Source organism: Bacillus cereus group sp. BfR-BA-01316, assembly GCF_022664195.1.
Lineage (GTDB): Bacteria > Bacillota > Bacilli > Bacillales > Bacillaceae_G > Bacillus_A.
In genome coordinates this window covers 1-20,251 of sequence record NZ_JAKUGX010000030.1, presented here as the reverse complement: position 1 = coordinate 20,251, position 20,251 = coordinate 1, and the positions used below count along the sequence as shown (strand labels likewise).

The window sequence follows — 20,251 nt, the reverse complement described above, 5'->3', positions numbered from 1 at the left end:
CGTAAATTAATGAACCTCAATCATCACTGCATCACCTTGACCGCCACCGCTACAAATAGAAGCAATTCCAATTCCGCCGCCGCGCTGCTTCAGTGCATGGATAAGTGTAACGATAATACGTGCTCCGCTCGCTCCAATTGGATGCCCCATTGCTACAGCACCGCCATTTACATTCAACTTTTCCGGATCAATCCCTGCGATTTCTGTACTTGCAATTGCTACTGCCGCAAATGCCTCATTGATTTCAAATAGATCAATTTCTTCAATTGTCTTGCCTGTCTTTTTCAGCAATTCATTAATTGCATAACCTGGCGTTCTTGGGAAATCTTTCGATTCTACTGCAATCGCCGTATGCGCCAAAATTGTCGCCAATGGCTTTCTTCCTTCTTGCTTCGCTCTGTCCTCGCTCATTAATACAAGCGCAGCACCGCCATCATTTAGTCCAGGAGCATTACCAGCTGTTACTGCCGACGTCTTATCAAAAACAGGCTTTAATTTCGCTAATTTTTCAACCGTTGTATCTTCACGCGGCGCCTCATCCTTAGCCACGACGATAGGATCGCCTTTTCTTTGCTGAATTGTTACTGGTACAATCTCCTCTTCAAAACGACCTTCCTTATGTGCCGAAACCGCACGTTGATGGCTACGATATGCCCATTCATCTTGTGCTTCTCGAGAGATCCCATCCTCTTTTGCAACTTCTCCGCCATAAACACCCATGTGTATACCTGAAAATGCGCATGTTAAACCGTCTGCAACGTTTAAATCGATAACTTCGTTGTTACCCATTCTGTATCCCCATCTTGCCCCTCGTAAAATGTAAGGGCTGTTACTCATCGATTCCATTCCACCAGCTACAATCAGTGATTGATCACCAGTACGAATAATTTGATCCGCTAACGTAACTGCACGAAGTCCTGATGCACAAACTTTATTTACTGTTTCTGTCTGCACTTCCCAAGGAATGCCGGCCGCTCTTGCTGCTTGGCGTGATGGAATTTGTCCTTGCCCTCCTTGGATAACCGTTCCGAATATAACTTCTTCAACATCACTAGCGGAAACATTCGCTCTTTCAAGCGCTGCCTTAATTGCGATTCCTCCAAGTTCTGTTGCTTTCACGTCTTTTAAAGTTCCTCCAAATTTTCCAACCGGTGTTCTTGCAGCACTTAAAATAACTGTTTTATTCATATTTCTTTCCCCCATTTCTTTTTTTAGCACCGAGCGCTCGCTCGGTATTCCTACGTTGAGAAGAGGTGCAATTATTGCACCTCTTTCTAAAGTTGGATGCATTCCTACAAACTACATTGCTTCTTTCTTTTGTCCGATAACTGAGCGTTCTAAAATCTCGGTTACGTCCAGAGTTTGAACTGTTTCTTCAACTTCTTTCGCTTTCGTACCGTCACTAATCATCGTTAAGCAATACGGGCAGCCTGTACCGATAATTGACGGCTTTACAGCTAGCGCTTGTTCTGTACGAGCAACGTTAATACGAGAACCTGTCGTTTCTTCCATCCACATTAGGCCGCCACCCGCACCACAGCACATTCCCGTTTCACGGTTACGCGCCATTTCTACAAGGTTTACACCTGGAATTGCTTTTAGAATATCGCGCGGCGCTTCGTATACTTCGTTGTATCTTCCTAAGTAACAGGAATCATGGTACGTAACTGTCTCCTCAATAGAATGGACAGGTTTTAAACGTCCTTCCTTCACCCACTGGGCTAGTAATTCTGTATGATGATAGACTTCTGCTTGTAAGCCAAAGTCCGGGTACTCATTTTTAAAGGTGTTATAAGCATGAGGGTCAATCGTAACGATTTTCTTCACTCCTGCTTTTTCAAATTCTTCAATATTTTTAGTCGCCATTTCCTGGAATACAAATTCATTTCCAAGGCGGCGCGGTGTATCACCAGAGTTCTTTTCCTTATTACCAAGAATTGCGAATGAAATGCCTGCTTCGTTCATTAGCTTCGCAAATGATATCGCAATCTTCTGACTGCGGTTGTCATACGAACCCATTGATCCAACCCAGAATAAGTATTCAAACTCTTCGCCAGCTTTTGATTTCTCCTTTACAGTTGGAACTGTTACTTCATCATCACCTTGGCGCCATGTTTCACGCTCTTTACGGTTCAGTCCCCACGGATTCCCTTGACGCTCAATGTTTGTCATTGCACGCTGCGCTTCCGCATCCATTTTTCCCTCTGTTAAAACGAGATAGCGGCGTAAATCAATAATTTTGTCAACATGCTCATTCATAACTGGGCACTGGTCCTCACAGTTACGGCACGTTGTACATGCCCAAATCTCTTCTTCTGTAATAACATCTCCGATTAAACTTGGATCGTACGCTAGCGCTGTAGCCGCTGATTCCTGTTGTCCTTTTCCAGCTGCCATCATCGCTAACTGATTTCCTTGTGTATTATTAAAAGCAACAACTGGAACCCACGGTGCTTTTGATGTTACCGCTGCTCCTTTATCAGTTAAATGATCACGAAGTTTTAAAATTAAATCCATCGGTGATAACATTTTCCCTGTTCCTGTTGCCGGACACATATTTGTACAACGACCACATTCGACGCAAGAATATAAGTCGATAAGTTGATTTTGTCTAAAGTCTTCAATTTTACCAACACCGAATGTTTCTTGAGTTTCATCTTCAAAATCGATTTTTTCAAGTTTTCCTGGATTTGAAAGACGACCAAAAAATACGTTAACTGGCCCAGCAATTAAATGCGCATGTTTTGATTGTGGTACATAAACTAAAAACGTTAACAAGATTAATAGATGCACCCACCAAGAGAAATAGAACACTGAAATGGCTACGGTTTCATTTACCCCTGAGAAAACGTAAGCTATTGCAGAAGCGATTGGTTCACTCCACGAAAGCTCTTCGCCATGCCATATAATTCCCATCCCATTACCAAGTAGCACAGAAATCATTAAGCCACCGATAAAGATAAGGACAAGACCTGATTTGAAATTACGTTTTAAACGAACAAGCTTTTCAACATAGCGTCTATGAAAAGCCCAAAAGACTGCAATTAAAATAACAAGTGTGACAATTTCCTGGAAGAATGTAAATGCAGGGTATAGTGGTCCAAGTGGAAGATGTGATCCTGGTGCGAGCCCTTTCCAAACGAAGTCAATTGCTCCAAATTGGACAAGAATAAATCCGTAAAAGAACATAACGTGAATGATGCCGCTCTTTTTATCTTTCAGCAGCTTTTTTTGACCGAAAACATTGACCTTAAGGAGATCCCAACGCTCTTTAAAACGACGGTCAAATTCAATCTTTTTTCCTAATTGTATGTAGGCCATCCTCGTTCGTATAAGATATACAAACAAATATCCCGCATAAGCAATAACAGCAATGGCAGCCAGCCAATTAATGATTAGTAAGCTATTCATTTTATGCTACCCCTCTCTTTGTAAGCCTTCTTCATTTTTTAGAATCTTCGAAAATATATAATTTTCTGAATTATATCCCCTATTCCCATTATATAATGAGTGAGCATTCAGTCAACAGTTTTTTGTTATACAACAACACATTTTTTAATAAAGCTGTTTATTTCGGTAAAACTATAAAGTGAAACTTTAATCGGCGGAGCTGTTCATACCCCATGATTATTAGCCCACACTAATCGGACTTTTTCGGGCACCCCGAATCCCACTCAACTTCTTGGTTTTACCCTAATTTTGAGGTGGGAGTCTTATTGCCTGCAAATAGCGGGATAAATTGAATTTTTGATTTGTAAAAAACTGATGGTGAAAAGACCGTGAAGGAGGGAATTTACTTATGTTTTTCTTATCTCTCTTGTTATTAGGCAGCGCTCTCTGGATTACAATCGACCTTTCATATGGGAGAATTGTTCACTTAAAGCGTGTACGTTCTCGTTCTTTCCCTTTACGTCAAAGTGATTTTCGCCTTTATACATACGGAAATGATCTGTACGATGCTCTCTTTACTGATATAAAACAAGCTAAACACCATGTGCACGTTTTATTTTTCATTGTAAAAAACGATGACATAAGTCGTACGTTTTTAAAGTTACTTATCGATAAAGCACAAGAAGGAATTGAAGTAAGACTTTTACTCGACCGGTTTGGAAGTCATTATTTATCAAAAGAAGCGATTTACTCCCTACAAAAGCATGGTGTCTCTTTTTCATTTTGTCACAAAGTGAAATTTCCTTTTCCCTTCTTTTCTGCAAATCAAAGAAACCATAGAAAAATTACAGTTATTGACGGGAAAATTGGTTATATTGGTGGATTTAACATTGGCGAGGAATATTTAGGGCATAATCAAAGGTTAGGGTTATGGCGAGATTATCATTTACGTCTTACAGGAGAAGGGATACAAGATTTACAAAAACAATTTTTACATGATTGGCTCGACGATACAGACCAAAATTTATTAGATTCATCTCTTTATTTTCCTACGCAACAACCAGGGACCGTTCTACATCGTTTCATCCCTACTGATGGTGCCTATTTACAAAATACATTTTTACATTTAATCGAAAGCGCGAAAAAAGAACTCTTTATCGGTACACCATATTTTATTCCTGGAAAAAAAATTATGAATGCATTATTAAAAGCGCGAAAACGTGGGGTTCAAATAACCATTCTCGTTCCACAAAAGGCTGATCACGCCCTCGTTCGAGAAGCAAAATTCCCATATTGCCGAAAGTTAATACAAGCTGGTTGTAATATTTACGCTTTTCAGCAAGGATTTTTCCACGCCAAAATTATTATAGTAGACGATCATATTTGTGATATCGGAACTGCTAATTTCGATATGAGAAGTTTATATGTTAACCATGAAATCAATTGCCTTTTATACGATAAACATTTCATACAAGAAGTAAAAAGTAAATTCGAGGAAGATTTGGGACGCTCCTCATTACTTTCCTTTGAAGATGTCAGCCCTCTCTCCATTATCGATAGAGGAAAGGAATGGATAGGAACGATACTCGCGTTCTTTTTATAGAGAAATTTCAAGAGCCAAAGAGGTGCATCACATATGATAATTCGATTTGGATATGTCTCACATGCTACGGCATTATGGGACTGTTCGCCTGCCAAAACAATGACATTTACAAGCTGGAAAAAACTAAAAAAACAAGAGCGTGAAGATAAATTATATAATGTTACACTACAAAATCTAGAACATACAATACGTATCCTTCATTACAATATTGCACATGAAATTCCATTATATCGTTTATCATCTTCTATCGTCCCGCTTGCAACACATCCTGAAGTCAAATTTGATTACCTTCAAGCATTTGCACCGCTTTGGCGTAAAATAGGGGCATTAATTCAGGAACACAATTTGCGCATAAGTTTCCATCCAAATCAATTTACGCTATTTACAAGCGACAAGCCACATATTACAACTAATGCGATTACAGATATGACCTATCATTATAACGTATTAGACGCTATAGGAATTGCAGATTCTTCCTACATTAATATTCATGTAGGCGGCGCATATGGAAATAAGGAAAGTGCAATTGGACGTTTTCATGAAAACATAAAAAAACTTCCTTCACATATAAAAAAACAAATGACTCTTGAAAATGACGATAAAACATATACCACTTCTGAAACTTTGGCTATTTGTCAAAAGGAAAACATCCCTTTCGTATTCGATTATCATCATCACATAGCGAATCTGTGTGATGAACCGCTAGAAAGGCTACTTCCTGCAATTTTTGAAACTTGGCCACATACAAATGTACCTCCTAAAGTTCATATTTCTTCTCCTAAATCAGAAAAAGAATTTAGGGCCCACTCAGATTATATTGATTTAGAGTTTATTAAACCCTTTTTACACATCGCAAAAAAAGTTGATCGTAATTTCGATATTATGATTGAGAGTAAACAAAAGAATTTAGCACTTCTTCAATTAATAGAAGAACTCTCTTCTACTAGGGGAGTGAAAAGAATAAAAGGCGCAACATTACAATGGTAAATTGTAACGTTGCGCTATTTTTTTCAAAAAGTATTTCTTATAGTAAAAAAGCTCCTGTTTTATATGCTATTATTTAAATTAGCATTTTCCCCCTGTGATTCAACTTTATTGAAACGGAGCCATTATATGATCAATCAAAAAAAATATGTACAATTTGTCATGATGTATATTATTATATTTTCTCTTTGGATATTCCTTATCCCTAAGGACTTGAATATAAAAGAAATTGGAATTCTCTTCTTATTTTGTTTTGCTGCACTCTTTTCTTGCTATTGTTTATATAAAGCAATTAAAAAAATGAAGCGCGGTGATAAACTATTTTGGGTTTTACTACTATGTACTTGCCTATGTGGACTAACTATGGAAATAACTTTATTCCTTCATTCTCTTTCTATTTATGACCAAGTCATATTTTCATATAAAGCACTACCCTTTTTCATCGTACAATATATTTTGCTCTTTTCTGGCTTTGCTATAAAGTTTATACAACATTACTCCATTAGAGGTCTTGCTCAATTTTCATTCGATAGCATCTTTATTGTTATTATGAATATTTACTTTAACTTAACCTTTATTTTAGACATTTCAAGCTTTCGTATGTTAACAACGGATACGTGGGTTTCAATTGGATATTTCATTGCTCAATCATTAGTAATTTACGCCGTTATTAGCTTATATAGAAGAGAGCAGTATTCTTCTAGTAGAATCTCATTAATTGTCGGCTTCACTATCATACTTGTTTACGGATATATACACCTGTTCCAGTTAAGATCAGGAATGGAAACTTCTTCTGAAGTCTCTTATTTAATACATACTGCTTCAATTTTATTAATCGGTTTATCGTCCATACTATACATTTTAGATAAACCAATGCAACATGAAACTAAGACTAAATATTATCGATTCGATTATGTACGCTTTATATTACCTTATTTTAGTATAATCATTACTTTTTCCTTTATTGTCATTCAGCCTTGGGATGATAAGTTCATGTTAATCGGTCTCGTATTATCACTCATCTTATTATTCCTACGACAACTTTACATGTGGAAAGATAATCAAGTATTAATCGATACATACGAACAGTTGACTACACAACTAGAAGGCAAAGTTGAAGAAGGTGCATCTGCACTATCAAAAAGTGAACAACGTTATAAATCTTTATTCGAAGATCATCTGATGCTGTTTTTTCTTTGAATATGAACGGGATTTTTCAACAATCTAATAAGGCTTGCGAAAGTTTATTTACATCCTACTATTGTGAAGTAACAAGCTATTCTCTTCTACACTTCATCGATTTGCAAGATCATAAATTATTGAAGAAATCTTTACAAATTACAAAAGAAGGTAGACCACAAACTCTAGAAGTTCGTACAAAAGAGAAAGAGGGATATTATTATTACCTTCACATTACACTCATCCCGACTTTTATAAATAAAGAAGTTGTTGGAATGTTTGGTATAGCACGTGATATTACAACTTTATATGAAAAACAAAAACAAGTAGAACATTTGGCTTTCCATGATGCACTTACAGGACTACCGAATCGCCGGAAATTCGAAAAAGATTTAAAAACGATTTTAAATACAGCTCAAAATAGCGCAAATGACGTTGCTGTCATGTTCCTTGACTTAGATCGATTTAAAAAAATTAACGATCGACTCGGCCATGATGTTGGGGATTTATTATTAATTGAAGTAGCCAAAAGATTACGTGGATGTTTGCGTTCAAAAGATATCGTTGCCCGCCAAGGGGGAGACGAATTTACAATCTTATTACCAGATATGTACTCTGAAAAAAGTGCTACTTTTATAGCCGAACAAATTTTAACTATATTAAATAAGCCTTACTTCATTAAAGATGAAGAACTTTCTGTTACACCGAGTATAGGAATTGCAATGTGCCCTGACTACGGAACCGATGTAACTGAATTAATGAAAAATGCAGATATGGCTATGTATCGAGCAAAAACTAATGGGAAAAATAGATTCATTTTCTTCTCAAAAGAAATGAGTATTGCGCAAAATGAAATACACTTCCTAGAAGGTGAACTTTCAAAAGCTCTGCAACAAAATGAATTTTTCCTTGAATATCAACCACAAGTAAATACAAAAACAAAACAAATTATCGGTTTTGAGGCATTAATTCGTTGGAAACATCCAAAACTCAGAATTGTATCGCCTGCCCAATTCATTCCTCTAGCGGAGGAAACAGGATTTATTATTGAACTTGGTAACTGGATTTTACGTACCGCCTGCTTAGAAGCAAAAAAGTGGCATAACCAAGGATTTTCTCACTTAAAGGTTGGTGTAAATTTATCTGTTGTTCAATTTAATCACGCAGATTTAATATCAACTATTTCAAAAGTCTTGGAAGAAACAGGACTAAAGCCGGAAGCGCTAGATATTGAGATTACAGAAAGTATCGCAATTAATCAAAATCATTCGGTAATTGCTAAACTAGAAGAACTTCAAAATCTCGGTATCCAAATTTCAATTGATGACTTTGGAACTGGTTATAGTTCTTTAGCTTATTTAACGAAATATCCAATCAATACATTAAAAATTGCTCGAGAATTTATTTGCGGAATTACAAATAGCCCTTTAGAAGAAGCGATTATCGCTTCCATTATTAAGCTATCGAAAGAATTAAAGTTAGAGGTTATTGCGGAAGGTGTAGAAACAGAAGAACAATGGAAGTTTTTACACGAACAAAACTGTGACCACATTCAAGGATTCCTCTTTAGCAAACCTGTTTCTAGTAAAGATGTTTGGATGTTACTCCACGAAAAAACAACCGTCTAAGTAAGACGGTTGTTTTTTTTAATATTCAAAAGGTAGATCTGAAGCTAATTGTACCTCTTGATCGTTATGAGAAATTACTTGGCTTTTCTCGAAAGCTGTATCCCCTAGTGAAATACCCCATGCCATTGCTAACGTTAATAGACTACCAATAAGTAGTTTCTTCATATTCCATCACCCACGTTTTTTCTTTTAATATATCATGAAAATTTATCCATATCGTATGCAATTATGCATATCCATTTTTTAGGCTGTTTATCTACTGATTTTATTTGCGAGCGCTTCTTTATATGCATGCATTTCTAATATATCAAAAAAGAAACTTGCCTTTTTATATGCATCTTCAATCTCTGCCCCATCATACTCCAACTTCCCTAGGCATTCACCTCTTTGATAATATAGCTGTCCAATTAATGCCATACTATTAATTCGGCATGATATTTCAATCGCTTTATTTACTTGATAAAGTGACTCTTCATATTGGTCATCTAAGTATAATGCTTTTGCATGATTATACCTTACCTTCACGTCAAATTCTTCATTATCATGCAATGCCTCTAATTGTTTTAATATATCTTCAAATAACTCAATGCTCTTCTTAAAATAGCTATTTTCAGCATAAATATTTGCAATTGCATTTTCTATATAAAGATTTTGATACATATCTATCCCAGTTAATTGTTGATTTAGTAGCTTTTTTAACTCTAGAATACAATATTCATAATCAATCTTCTTCAACACATACGCAGATACATGATATTGCCATTGAAGAAACTGCTGAAACTCAGGGTGATATTCTTCCTTTTTCAGCTCATTCCATACTTTATTATAAATTTCTTTATATTTCTTTTGCTTACAAAGTACAATAATTTGATCTTTAAACTGCTTTTTCTTCTCAATATCGGAATAAATGAGTACCTCATAAAAATGAATAATGGGAACTTGTAATTTTGCTGCGATACCTTGCAATATATCCATACTTGGGTATACCGCGCCCGATTCAATTCTGCTCACTTCCGATTGATGACATACATTATCGGAGAGTTGTTTCTGTGTTAATCCTCTCATTACCCTAATTTTCTTTATTTCGCTTCCTAATTTTTCTGCGTGCATACTTACTCACCATCCCATTATAACAATCTAATTTTTTAAGTTGTCATACCACTACAATAATGTGCATTCGACAATTTTTGATATGAAATAATGCATAATATATATAAAATTCGGCAAATTTCTCATACAATTCATCTCACATACACAATACGAGATTAGGAGTGTTATAGATGAATTATAGAAAACTTGCTAGTGCTTTCGTCACATTCGGTCTTCTTTGTCCTTTATCAACAGAAGCTATTCACGCTCAAGAATTAGATAAAAATGAAGTAAAAGTTGAAATTGCTCAGCCTGGTTTAACAATCGGGAAATTAACACAACCTCAAAATGATACGAAAGAGAATATTGCTAAAAAATATTTAAAAGGTGAGGTAAACGGGGCTAAAGCTCAACAAGAGCAAGTCACTACTGAAAAAAACGTAGATTTTCAACCTACAAATAAAGAAACAAAAGAAAATCAAACCGAAGTACGCCTTGCACAAACGTACAAAAACTATAAAGTATATGGTCAAGATCTCATTGTAAAAGTAGATAAAAATGGAGTAATTACAACTGTTAGTGGTAAAGTTGTCCAAAATTTAGACCAACAACCTAATCTTACTATAACAAATTTTTTGTCGAAAAATGAAGTAAAATCTAAATTACGCAATACACTTCAAATTCCAAGTGATGCGACAGAAACAGAATTTTCTAGCGAAACGGTAGTTTATAAGAAAAAAGATGGCTACTATACATACGCAACGATCCTTACATTTACGTATGAAAACAATGAACAAATTATAAATGGAAATGCCATCATGGACCTACAAAATGGTGAAGTACTTTTCCAAGAAAAGTTCATTAAAAATAAAGAGAATAAAACTATTAATCAAGTAACATCACCTAGTCTTTCCCTAGCTAAAGAGCAAGGAACTGGGAAAAATGCCTTACAAGAAAATGTATTATTTAATATCGCAAAAGGTACTGACGGAAAATTTTATTTAGCTGATTTATCCCGTGGAAATGGTATTTATATTTATAACGCAAACTATGCTGATTCTCTTGGTGGCGATAGCCAAGCCGGTTATCCAGGGACACTTATTTCAAGCAACACTTCGAGCTTTGCAGATAAAGAAGCAGCTGGTGTTATGAAAAATATGAGTGATATTTACGACTATTTTAAGAAAGAACATAATCTAAAAAGTTATGATAATAAAGATTCGAAAGTTGTTGCTAGCGTCCACGGATTCGATTCTACCGAAGTTAGTGATGGTGTAAAAGAAAACTATGTAAATGCATTTTGGCATCCAGCTTGGAATCAAATGGTCTTTGGCGATGGTCTAAACGGGAAATTAACCTCCGCTCTTGATGTAACAGCCCATGAATTTGGACATGCTGTATTTAGTGGTACGACGAAAAATAAAATTGTGCGATATCCAAGTGCTGAAACATCTGCACTAAATGAAGGTTTAGCAGACTTCTGGGGTACACAAATAGAATATTACGTAAAGAAAGATAAAGGAAATTGGATTATGGGCGATACGTTAGGCGGCCTAACAATTCGTGACATCCCAAGGGAAATTGGTGACGGTGGCAACAAACTATATACAAACTTGCAAGATTTCTATAATAACGGAAATGATCAAGAGTCGCACGTAAATTCTGGTATCATTAGTCACGTATTATATCAATTAGCTGAGGGTAAGACATACAACGGGATTGCTGTTCAAAAACAAGGCAATGAAAAAGTAAGTAAAGTTGTTATGCGTGCATTGCAAAACTACGCAACTTCAGCAGAAGATTTTGAATCACTTCAATCCCACATCGTACAGGCTGCAAAAGATTTATATGGCAATACAACATCGACAGAATTCGAAAAGGCTTTCCAAGCACATGGATATAAAGCACTAGCAAAAATTAGTAAAGTAGTAGAAGTACAACAAGGAAAATAAGCAAAAAAGAAGTTTACCGATTATAGGTAAACTTCTTTTTCATATCCATCCCTTTTCTTCCGCAATTGTAATTGCCTCAATTCTATTTTTTGCATCGAGCTTCGTTAATACTTCAGAAATGTAATTACGAACTGTGCCAGGTGAAAGATAAAGTGCCTTCGCAATTTCATTTGCAGTCTTTCCTTCTTTCGCAAGTAACAGCACTTCTTTTTCGCGATCCGATAACGGATTCTGCTCTTGCCATAAGCCAAACATTAACTCTTGAGAAATCTCTCGTTTCCCTTTCATTACGTTACGAATTGCCGAAGCTAAATCCTCACTCGGACTATCTTTCAATAAATATCCGTGCACACCAGCTTTCATTGCCCTTTCAAAATAGCCCGGTCGTGCAAATGTTGTTAAAATCATTACTTTACAAGATGATTTTTCTTTCTTTAACGTTTCAGCAACATCTAAACCACTTTGAATCGGCATTTCAATATCCATAATACTTATATCTGGCTCTAACGATTCAATTAACTTTAAGGCCTCTTCACCGTTCGCCGCTTGCCCAACTACTTCAATATCATCTTCTAGATCAAGCAGGGCTCCTAATGCACCACGAAGCATCCGTTGATCTTCTGCAATAATAATTCGAATCATGCCCTCACCTCATCTTTTCCCGTTCTAATTACAATTGGAACTTTCACTGTTAACAGCGTCCCCGGATTAATCGTATCTAGCTCCACTAGACCGTCAATTAAGGCAATTCGTTCCTTCATACCACGAATGCCGTTTCCATCATGATTTTGCTCCTCTAAACCGATACCATTATCTTCTACTTTTAAAATCAATTCACCTTGTGATTCTAATATAGAAACAATGCACACCGTCGCCTTACTATGCTTCACGACATTCGTAACAGCTTCACGTAAACACATACCTAAAATATTTTGCTCAATTGGTGATAACGAACTAGAATTAGCTTCCTGTTTTACTTCTAATTCAATATTGGCTGCTTGCAAAATCGCTTTTATTTGCTCAAGCTCTTCTTCTACTGTAATCATACGCATATCAGAAATTAACTCTCTCAACTGTTTTAAAGCCGTACGAGATGTTTGTGTAATTTCCTTCGCCTCCATACTTGCACGCTCTGGATTTTTCACAATTAACTTCTCCACGAGCTGACTTTTTAAAGTAATAAGAGATAACGTATGCCCTAACGTATCATGAAGATCTCTTGCAATTCGCTGCCGTTCTTCGCGCTTTACTAAATCTTTAATTTGTTCATTTGCTTCGTTCAATTGATTCCTTAACATCTTTTTTTGATTGAAATTTCGCATTCCAAATGGTGTAAGTAGCATTAAAATAAACATTGGAACTATATTCACTAAACTCGTAACTGTTAGTTGATCAATATTTACAAATATAAAAGCTCCAAGCATTACAACTAACAAACCTAGTAACACACGAAATACTTTCTTACTTGGCGTAAATCCCATCGCACTCGCCGTGAAATATCCAAAAAGTATCATGAAAGGATTATAAAATAAAGCAAATAAAAAGGTTAGTAACATTTGAATACATGCCCATAAAATGAACGTCTTTTGAACGAAATAAAGTTGGCGGTATGTGACGATGAAAACCATCAACATACCGATGCCAATTACAAGCTTCCACCCTGATACTTGCGTTAAATTATAAATTGGAAATAACAGATACACGAGCCACATATACGGGAAGAACCCCATATGTTTCGGAAAAATCTCAAACTTCTTCTCTATCATTTATACCGCTTCCTGTCTTTTTCTTATATATATTGATACTACAACAAATATAAGGAAATAACCTCCTAGTACCGCGATATTTTCCCATCCAATTGATTTTCCAGCTACAATATCCCATGCCCCGCTACCAAAATGATATGTTGGTGTCCATTCTCCAATAGTTCTTAATACTTTTGGGAATACTTCAATTGGCATCCATAATCCGCCAACTACAGCTAAGCTCATATTTAAAATATTAGCCAGGCCAGCAGCTGCATCCGCCTTTTTGATTGAACCTATTACTGTTCCGAGTGCTAAAAATGGTGTCACGCCTAATAATAACCATAATCCGGCACCAATCCATTGACCTACTGTTAACTCGACATTATTAATTAATATTCCTGCCATAAAAATAACTAAGATTGAAAAAGCATTCACTACTGTTTGAGCAATAATCTTTGCTGCTAAATATGCTCCCTCTGGAAGTGGTGTAATTTTTAAAAGATGTGTCCATCCTTGCCCTTTTTCCTGAGAAAGTCTCACACCGAAACTAAAAAGTGCAGTCCCTACAATACTGAAAGTCGCCATTGAAATTAAATAATGAGCTTTCCAAGCATCTCCATTTTGTGGGACTTGAATAACATTTGTGAAAATGTAGTAAAACATAACTGGCATTAATAATGAGAAAAAGATAAATAATTTATTACGGAACGTACGTAAAACCTCTATTTTACATTGCATCCATAATGCTCTCATGCGATTTCCCCCTTCTGATTTGCGACAAACTGTTCAAATGCTTCATCGAGACTTCCACGTTCAACTGAAATATCTGTTACAGGTAAGTTTTTTTGATAAATTGCTTGTAACGTGGCATCAGTATCCTCCGTTGTTAAAATAAACCGCCCCTCATTTGACTGTACTTCTGTTACATTCGGCAATTCCTTTAGCAAGCCCATAGGGATATTTTCTTTCGAATAAAACGAGATCGTTTTTCGAGAAATCGTCGCTTTCATTTCATCTGGCGTACCATCTGCGATGATCTTTCCGTTCGCAAATAATAAAATCCGATCCGCTAAAGCATCTGCCTCTTCTAAATAGTGCGTCGTTAAAATAATCGTTTTCCCTTCACTTGCTAATTTTCTAATCGTTTCCCAAAATGTTTTTCGTGACGTAATATCCATTCCAACTGTTGGTTCATCTAAAAATAATAAATCTGGATTTCCTGCAAGTGCGAGTGCAAAATTTAACCTTCTCTTTTGACCACCTGATAACTTTTCACATCTTTGCTTTCTCTCTGATTCTAAAATTGATAACTGAAGTAATGTTTCTTTCGCTACTGGATTCGTATAATAACTACGGAATAACTCAATTGCCTCTTCTACCGTGATACTATCAATCACGCTTACTTCTTGCAGCATCGCACCAAGGCTATTACGAACATCTCTATGCTTCGGACTTTTTCCAAATATAGAGACATTCCCTTCTGTCGGATCTTTTAACCCGAGCATCATCGAAATTGTCGTTGTTTTCCCCGCACCATTCGGGCCGAGTAATGCTACTATTTGCCCTTTATTTACATGAAATGAAACATTATTTACTGCTTTTTTATGTTTAAATGTTTTAGAAACACCATTTACTTCAATAATCTTTTCCATCTCTCCACCCCGCTGTTTCTTATATTTACATTGTATGCGCTGGAAAAGTCAGGAAACAGTATGATGCGTCATGACATCAATATGACAATTGTCATGTATTCTTTATGAGAGGAATCAACCCGCATACCGCACGCGAGTAGCAGTACAAAAATAAACATGATACAATCGGATAAGACATATATTCGAGGAAGGACAGTGGTTTTCATGATTATTCGTAATGAACAAGATTTAGAAGGTTTACGAAAAATCGGCCGCATCGTTGCACTTGCACGCGAAGAAATGAAAAAACAAGCGAAGCCAGGTATGACAACGAAAGAGCTTGATTTAATTGGTAAAAAAGTATTAGACGAGAACGGTGCTATTTCAGCGCCTGAAAAAGAATATAAATTCCCAGGTGTAACTTGCATTAGTGTAAACGAAGAAGTTGCTCACGGCATTCCAAGCGATCGCGTATTAAAAGAAGGCGATTTAGTAAACGTAGACGTATCGGCAGCACTTGACGGCTATTATGCAGATACAGGTATCTCATTTGTTCTTGGCGACGATGAAGAAAAAGAAAAACTTTGCCAAGCAGCAGTAGACTCATTTTGGGAAGCAATGAAAAAAGTAAAAGCTGGCTCAAAACAAAATCAAATTGGTCGTGCTGTTTCTAACTTTGCACATAAAAGTGGATATAACGTTATTCAAAACTTAACTGGTCACGGCATTGGTCTTAGCTTACACGAAGCCCCAAATCACATCTTAAGCTACTATGATCCAATGGATAATGCACTTCTAAAAGACGGCCTTGTTATCGCTGTAGAACCATTCATCTCTATGAAAGCTGATCATATTATTGAGCGCGGTGACGATGGTTGGACATTCGTTACACCAGATAAGAGCCTTGTTGCACAATGTGAACATACAGTTGTTGTAACACGCGGTGAACCGATTATCTTAACAGAAATATAATAAAAAACAGCCGTTTTGTAGATTCCTTCTACTAAGCGGCTGTTTTTTATTATTTTTAGGTATGTAAAAGCTTATATAAATAAAAAGGTGATGCATCAAAGTATCACCTTTTTAACGGGGTGAGGCTGTCCAAAAGTACGGAAAACTCTTGAACAGCCTCGTATTTTCATATGGATGCCTTACATATATCACTGATGATAATTATGAAATGCGGAAACATAGTTACCATCACATGATTCAAACAAAAGAAAAGAAACCCTATAACGGATCCCTTTTCCCCACATAATCTAAAGTTTGGGTACACTAGATTCATGCAATGTAGGAGCCTTCAGAATAGAAAGCGATCCTTCATTTAAAATGATAGCATACATATCTAAGCTGAAAATATACAAATATGCATATAGCGTTTTTTATTTCTCAACATCCAATTATTGAAAATTCAGATATATAAAGATAAAATAAAGTCGTTATCCGTCTTCTTTTGTCAGTCAGAGAGAATAGAAGAATGGGAGAGGAAAAAATGAGAAAATCGCTGAAACAAAAAATAGTAAGCTCCTTGCTTGCTGTATCACTCGCCGTTAGCTTAGCTCCAATCGGGCAAGCAAAAGCTGATTCCACTTCAGAAATTACACAGACCCCACCTATTACAAAACAAGTTGATGCAAACCGCGCCATCGAGCATATCCGTTTCTTATCCGAAACAATCGGTCCCCGTCCAGGTGGTACAAAATCAGAAGAATGGGCTTCTCGCTATGTTGGTATGAATCTTAAATCAATGGGATATGAAGTAGAGTATCAGCCCTTTCAAGTGCCGGATCAATACGTTGGATTTATCGAATCAACATTAGGGACAAAGCGTAATTGGCAAGCTGGTGCTGCTCCCAATGCACTAATTTCTACAGAAGCTGTTACAGCTCCGCTTATCTTTGTTCAAGGTGGTACAAAATTGGACGATATTCCAAATGAGGTAAACGGAAAAATTGTTTTATTCGAAAGAGGTACAACAGTAGCAGATTATAATAAGCAAGTTGAAAATGCTGTTAGCAAAGGGGCAAAAGGTGTTCTTTTATACAGCTTAATTGGCGGACGCGGAAACTATGGACAAACTTTCAATCCTCGCTTAACTAAAAAACAGTCTATCCCTGTCTTCGGTCTAGCTTATGCTCAAGGAAATGCATTTAAAGAAGAAATCGCTAAAAAAGAGACAACAATTCTTTCCCTAAAAGCGAGACATGAATCTAATTTAACATCCTTAAATGTCATCGCAAAAAAGAAACCAAAAAATAGTACAGGTAATGACAAGGCTGTCGTTGTAAGTTCACACTACGATAGTGTCGTTGGAGCACCTGGAGCAAACGATAATGCCTCTGGAACGGGATTAGTATTAGAACTGGCTCGCACTTTTCAAAATGTAGAAACTGATAAAGAAATTCGTTTTATTGCTTTTGGTTCTGAGGAAACTGGCTTACTTGGCTCTGATTATTATGTTAATAGTCTGTCCCAAAAAGAACGCGACCGAATTTTAGGTGTCTTTAACGCAGACATGGTTGCAACAAATTATGATAAAGCAAAGAATTTATACGCTATGACTCCTGACGGTTCCACGAACTTTGTAACAGATGCCGCTTTACAAGCAGGTAAACAATTAAATAATGATCTCGTTCTTCAAGGAAAATTTGGCTCTAGTGATCACGTACCATTTGCTGAAGTTGGTATTCCTTCTGCACTATTTATTTGGATGGGCGTAGATAGTTGGAATCCATTAATCTATCATATCGAAAAGGTATATCATACACCTCAAGATAATGTATTTGAGAATATTTCACCAGAACGTATGAAAATGGCATTAGAGGTCATTGGTACAGGCGTCTATAATAGCCTTCAACCTACCGTGAAAACAGGACAAAAAGCTGCTTAATACTATTTCAAGCCACCGATTAATCGGTGGCTGTTTATTGAGAAAAAATAAATATGCATAAAAGCATATTTATTACATGGTATTATCGTGTATAATTAAAATTGTAATATATAAATAAAAAACATATTTATTGCATAGCATTATCATGTAGAATAAAAATTGTAATAATATTGATTACATCTAATAAAGAGATTTTTCAATTATGAAAAAATTATTCTTGCAGTTGTGTGAACTTTAACTTGAATTTCAGGAATTAATGCTTTTATTCCTGAAATAAACGTTGCAGCAGCTACTCAAGAACAAAGCTTTCCAAAATACTATTTCTAAATTAGCCATAAAAATGGCTATGCATTCATCTAAAACTTAATGGAACATGGTCATTGACCTTAAATTACATGAGATAGGACACCACATTCTAAGCCTATGATAATAGACTTCTTAAAAGCAGCTTTATTATCGCTTTAGAGCCGCTTATCTCTATGAAAGCTGACCATATTATTGGGCCGTTGATTGAGTCCAACTTGAAACTGTTCTCTTTTTTCTATAAAAAAACCCTTCAGGTTGCATTCTTCCCTTCACTTTATCGTGAAGTTTTTGAATACTTACCTAAAGGGCGTAATATCAATAGTAATTTTTCAACTTGTCTGCTACTCAGATTACGGTTTAATCAATAATCTAAAGCTTTTTTATTATTTTATTCGCTGACGAGCAAATAGAATTCCACCTAAAAGGAACAATACCATACCGCCAAGAATTGAAATCATTTCTGCTGATGTTCCTCCTGTGTTAGGAAGTAATGTTGGCTTATCATTTTCTGTAGTAGGTGGAACTTTTGAATCGCTATTTTTGTCTGTATTTGTGTTTGGATCTGTACTTGGATCTTTTGGATCTACACCTGGTTCGTCCTTGATTTTTGTATTCGTGATGTCATAACCATTTACTTCGGATTTGTATCCCGCTACTGGTTTTTCTTTCACTTCATACTTGTACGCCTTACCTTCAGCATCATATGCTGCTAAATCTTTAAACGCATATTTCCAATCACTTGCTGTACTCACTTCTTGTGTTGCGATTACTTGGCCATTTTGTAGTAAGTCTACTTTAATCATTGAAGGACGTTCTTTCGCATTATCGTCTTTCCACGTTTTCGATCCTTCTACTTTTGTTTGACCAACCTTTGTATTCGTGATGTCATTACCTTTTACTTCTGTTTGATATCCGTCTACTGCTTGTTCTTTCACTTCATACTTGTATGCTTTTCCGTCTACATCATATGCTGCTAAATCTTTAAATTCATATTTCCAGCCTGTTGCTTTGCTTACTTCTTGCGTCGCAATCACTTTACCGTTTTGTAGTAAGTCTACTTTAATTGCTTTCGGACGATCTTTCGCATTATCGTCTCTCCACATTTTTGTTCCTTCTACTTTTGTTTGGCTTACTTTTGTATTCGTGATGTCATATCCTTTGACTTCGGATTGATATCCATCTACTGGTTGCTCTTTCACTTCATACTTATATGCTTTTCCTTCAGCATCATATGCCGCTAAATCTGTAAACACATATTTCCATTCGCTTGCTGCGCTCACTTCTTGTGTTGCGATTACTTGGCCATTTTGTAGTAAGTCTACTTTAATCATTGAAGGACGTTCTGATGAATTATCGTCTTTCCATGTCTTCGTTCCTTCTACTTTTGTTTGGCCTACTTTTGTATTTGTGATGTCATTACCTTTGACTTTTGATTGATATCCGTCTACTGCTTGTTCTTTCACTTCATACTTGTAAACTACACCATTCTCATCATATGCTGCTAAATCTTTAAACGCATATTTCCATTCGCTTGCTGCGCTCACTTCTTGTGTTGCGATTACTTGGCCATTTTGTAGTAAGTCTACTTTAATCATCGTCGGACGATCTTTCGCATTATCGTCTTTCCACGTTTTCGTTCCTTCTACTTTTGTTTGACCAACTTTAGTATTCGTGATGTCATAACCATGTACTCCTGTTTGATATCCGTCTACTGCTTGTTCTTTTACTTCATACTTATACGCCTTACCTTCGGCATCGTATGCCGCTAAATCTTTGAATTCATACTTCCAACCTTTTTCCGCTGTTACTTCTTGCGTTGCGATTACTTGGCCATTTTGTAGTAAGTCTACT

14 protein-coding genes and 2 pseudogenes are annotated in these 20,251 nt (G+C 36.2%); 7 read left to right on the top strand and 9 right to left on the bottom strand.

Translation table 11 applies throughout. From position 1 onward, the window contains the following. Window positions 1-6: 6 nt before the first annotated feature. Together MR071_RS19635 and MR071_RS19630 are read right to left on the bottom strand one after the other, a co-directional pair. Window positions 7-1,290 (bottom strand): acetyl-CoA C-acetyltransferase, encoded by a 1,284-nt coding sequence (locus MR071_RS19635; protein WP_105586079.1) that lies wholly within the window; start codon window positions 1,288-1,290, stop codon window positions 7-9. Between the two features lie 9 nt (window positions 1,291-1,299). Further along, the gene (locus MR071_RS19630; protein ID WP_105586080.1) at window positions 1,300-3,411 is read right to left on the bottom strand and encodes a (Fe-S)-binding protein; all 2,112 of its coding nucleotides are present in this window, start codon (window positions 3,409-3,411) and stop codon (window positions 1,300-1,302) included. Between the two features lie 388 nt (window positions 3,412-3,799). Between MR071_RS19630 and cls the strand changes: the two genes are divergently transcribed. The 3 genes and pseudogenes from cls (at window position 3,800) to MR071_RS19615 (ending at window position 8,784) form a co-directional block, all read left to right on the top strand. Continuing rightward, the gene (gene cls / locus MR071_RS19625; RefSeq protein WP_105586081.1) at window positions 3,800-4,993 is read left to right on the top strand and encodes a cardiolipin synthase; all 1,194 of its coding nucleotides are present in this window, start codon (window positions 3,800-3,802) and stop codon (window positions 4,991-4,993) included. Between the two features lie 33 nt (window positions 4,994-5,026). After that, a complete protein-coding gene (gene uvsE, locus MR071_RS19620) occupies window positions 5,027-5,980 on the top strand; it encodes a UV DNA damage repair endonuclease UvsE (RefSeq protein ID WP_105586082.1) in 954 nt (317 codons plus the stop codon). 126 nt (window positions 5,981-6,106) lie between these two features. Then, window positions 6,107-8,784: pseudogene (locus MR071_RS19615) on the top strand (DUF4084 domain-containing protein). An 18-nt stretch (window positions 8,785-8,802) separates the two neighbouring features. On the opposite strand, the gene MR071_RS19610 reads toward MR071_RS19615, so the two are convergent. Together MR071_RS19610 and plcR are read right to left on the bottom strand one after the other, a co-directional pair. Further along, window positions 8,803-8,949 carry a quorum-sensing peptide PapR gene (locus MR071_RS19610; protein ID WP_105586084.1) on the bottom strand — a complete coding sequence of 49 codons (147 nt, stop codon included), beginning with the start codon at window positions 8,947-8,949 and terminating at the stop codon, window positions 8,803-8,805. 87 nt (window positions 8,950-9,036) lie between these two features. After that, window positions 9,037-9,894 (bottom strand): transcriptional regulator PlcR, encoded by an 858-nt coding sequence (gene plcR, locus MR071_RS19605; protein WP_105586085.1) that lies wholly within the window; start codon window positions 9,892-9,894, stop codon window positions 9,037-9,039. 170 nt (window positions 9,895-10,064) lie between these two features. On the opposite strand from plcR, the gene MR071_RS19600 reads away from it, so the two are divergent. Continuing rightward, entirely contained in the window at window positions 10,065-11,825 is a 1,761-nt protein-coding gene (locus MR071_RS19600; RefSeq protein WP_242237641.1) for a M4 family metallopeptidase, read from the top strand. Between the two features lie 39 nt (window positions 11,826-11,864). Here the strand turns inward: MR071_RS19600 and MR071_RS19595 are convergent, their stop codons facing one another. From MR071_RS19595 to MR071_RS19580, 4 genes are read right to left on the bottom strand one after another with little or no spacing between them, the layout of a single operon-like run. Next, complete coding sequence (locus MR071_RS19595) at window positions 11,865-12,467, bottom strand: response regulator transcription factor (protein ID WP_044438293.1); 603 nt, start codon at window positions 12,465-12,467, stop codon at window positions 11,865-11,867. Further along, window positions 12,464-13,591 carry a sensor histidine kinase gene (locus MR071_RS19590; RefSeq protein ID WP_242237640.1) on the bottom strand — a complete coding sequence of 376 codons (1,128 nt, stop codon included), beginning with the start codon at window positions 13,589-13,591 and terminating at the stop codon, window positions 12,464-12,466. Before MR071_RS19590 ends, MR071_RS19595 begins: the two co-directional genes overlap by 4 nt. After that, the gene (locus MR071_RS19585) at window positions 13,592-14,326 is read right to left on the bottom strand and encodes an ABC transporter permease (RefSeq protein WP_002113090.1); all 735 of its coding nucleotides are present in this window, start codon (window positions 14,324-14,326) and stop codon (window positions 13,592-13,594) included. Next, a complete protein-coding gene (locus MR071_RS19580) occupies window positions 14,323-15,225 on the bottom strand; it encodes an ABC transporter ATP-binding protein (protein ID WP_242237638.1) in 903 nt (300 codons plus the stop codon). The genes MR071_RS19585 and MR071_RS19580 overlap by 4 nt, the downstream gene beginning before the upstream one ends. Before the next feature lie 156 nt (window positions 15,226-15,381). Between MR071_RS19580 and map the strand changes: the two genes are divergently transcribed. From map to MR071_RS19565, 3 genes and pseudogenes are all read left to right on the top strand, one after another. Further along, window positions 15,382-16,176, top strand: a complete 795-nt coding sequence (map, locus tag MR071_RS19575) for a type I methionyl aminopeptidase (RefSeq protein ID WP_105586089.1) — start codon at window positions 15,382-15,384, stop codon at window positions 16,174-16,176. 520 nt (window positions 16,177-16,696) lie between these two features. Next, window positions 16,697-18,094 (top strand): M28 family metallopeptidase, encoded by a 1,398-nt coding sequence (locus MR071_RS19570; protein ID WP_105586091.1) that lies wholly within the window; start codon window positions 16,697-16,699, stop codon window positions 18,092-18,094. 330 nt (window positions 18,095-18,424) lie between these two features. Then, window positions 18,425-18,594, top strand: a pseudogene (locus tag MR071_RS19565) (type I methionyl aminopeptidase); the annotation flags it as partial. A 189-nt stretch (window positions 18,595-18,783) separates the two neighbouring features. Here the strand turns inward: MR071_RS19565 and MR071_RS19560 are convergent. Continuing rightward, window positions 18,784-20,251, bottom strand: a 1,468-nt coding sequence (locus MR071_RS19560; protein ID WP_242237636.1) for a Cna B-type domain-containing protein, incomplete at its 5' end; no start/stop codon positions are given.

Excerpts from the sequence above, each read along its gene's own strand:
- MR071_RS19635 (WP_105586079.1), bottom strand. The coding sequence starts at position 1,290 with ATGCATCCAACTTTAGAAAGAGGTGCAATAATTGCACCTCTTCTCAAC.
- MR071_RS19630 (WP_105586080.1), bottom strand. The coding sequence starts at position 3,411 with ATGAATAGCTTACTAATCATTAATTGGCTGGCTGCCATTGCTGTTATT.
- cls (WP_105586081.1), top strand. The coding sequence starts at position 3,800 with ATGTTTTTCTTATCTCTCTTGTTATTAGGCAGCGCTCTCTGGATTACA.
- uvsE (WP_105586082.1), top strand. The coding sequence starts at position 5,027 with ATGATAATTCGATTTGGATATGTCTCACATGCTACGGCATTATGGGAC.
- MR071_RS19610 (WP_105586084.1), bottom strand. The coding sequence starts at position 8,949 with ATGAAGAAACTACTTATTGGTAGTCTATTAACGTTAGCAATGGCATGG.
- plcR (WP_105586085.1), bottom strand. The coding sequence starts at position 9,894 with ATGCACGCAGAAAAATTAGGAAGCGAAATAAAGAAAATTAGGGTAATG.
- MR071_RS19600 (WP_242237641.1), top strand. The coding sequence starts at position 10,065 with ATGAATTATAGAAAACTTGCTAGTGCTTTCGTCACATTCGGTCTTCTT.
- MR071_RS19595 (WP_044438293.1), bottom strand. The coding sequence starts at position 12,467 with ATGATTCGAATTATTATTGCAGAAGATCAACGGATGCTTCGTGGTGCA.
- MR071_RS19590 (WP_242237640.1), bottom strand. The coding sequence starts at position 13,591 with ATGATAGAGAAGAAGTTTGAGATTTTTCCGAAACATATGGGGTTCTTC.
- MR071_RS19585 (WP_002113090.1), bottom strand. The coding sequence starts at position 14,326 with ATGAGAGCATTATGGATGCAATGTAAAATAGAGGTTTTACGTACGTTC.
- MR071_RS19580 (WP_242237638.1), bottom strand. The coding sequence starts at position 15,225 with ATGGAAAAGATTATTGAAGTAAATGGTGTTTCTAAAACATTTAAACAT.
- map (WP_105586089.1), top strand. The coding sequence starts at position 15,382 with ATGATACAATCGGATAAGACATATATTCGAGGAAGGACAGTGGTTTTC.
- MR071_RS19570 (WP_105586091.1), top strand. The coding sequence starts at position 16,697 with ATGAGAAAATCGCTGAAACAAAAAATAGTAAGCTCCTTGCTTGCTGTA.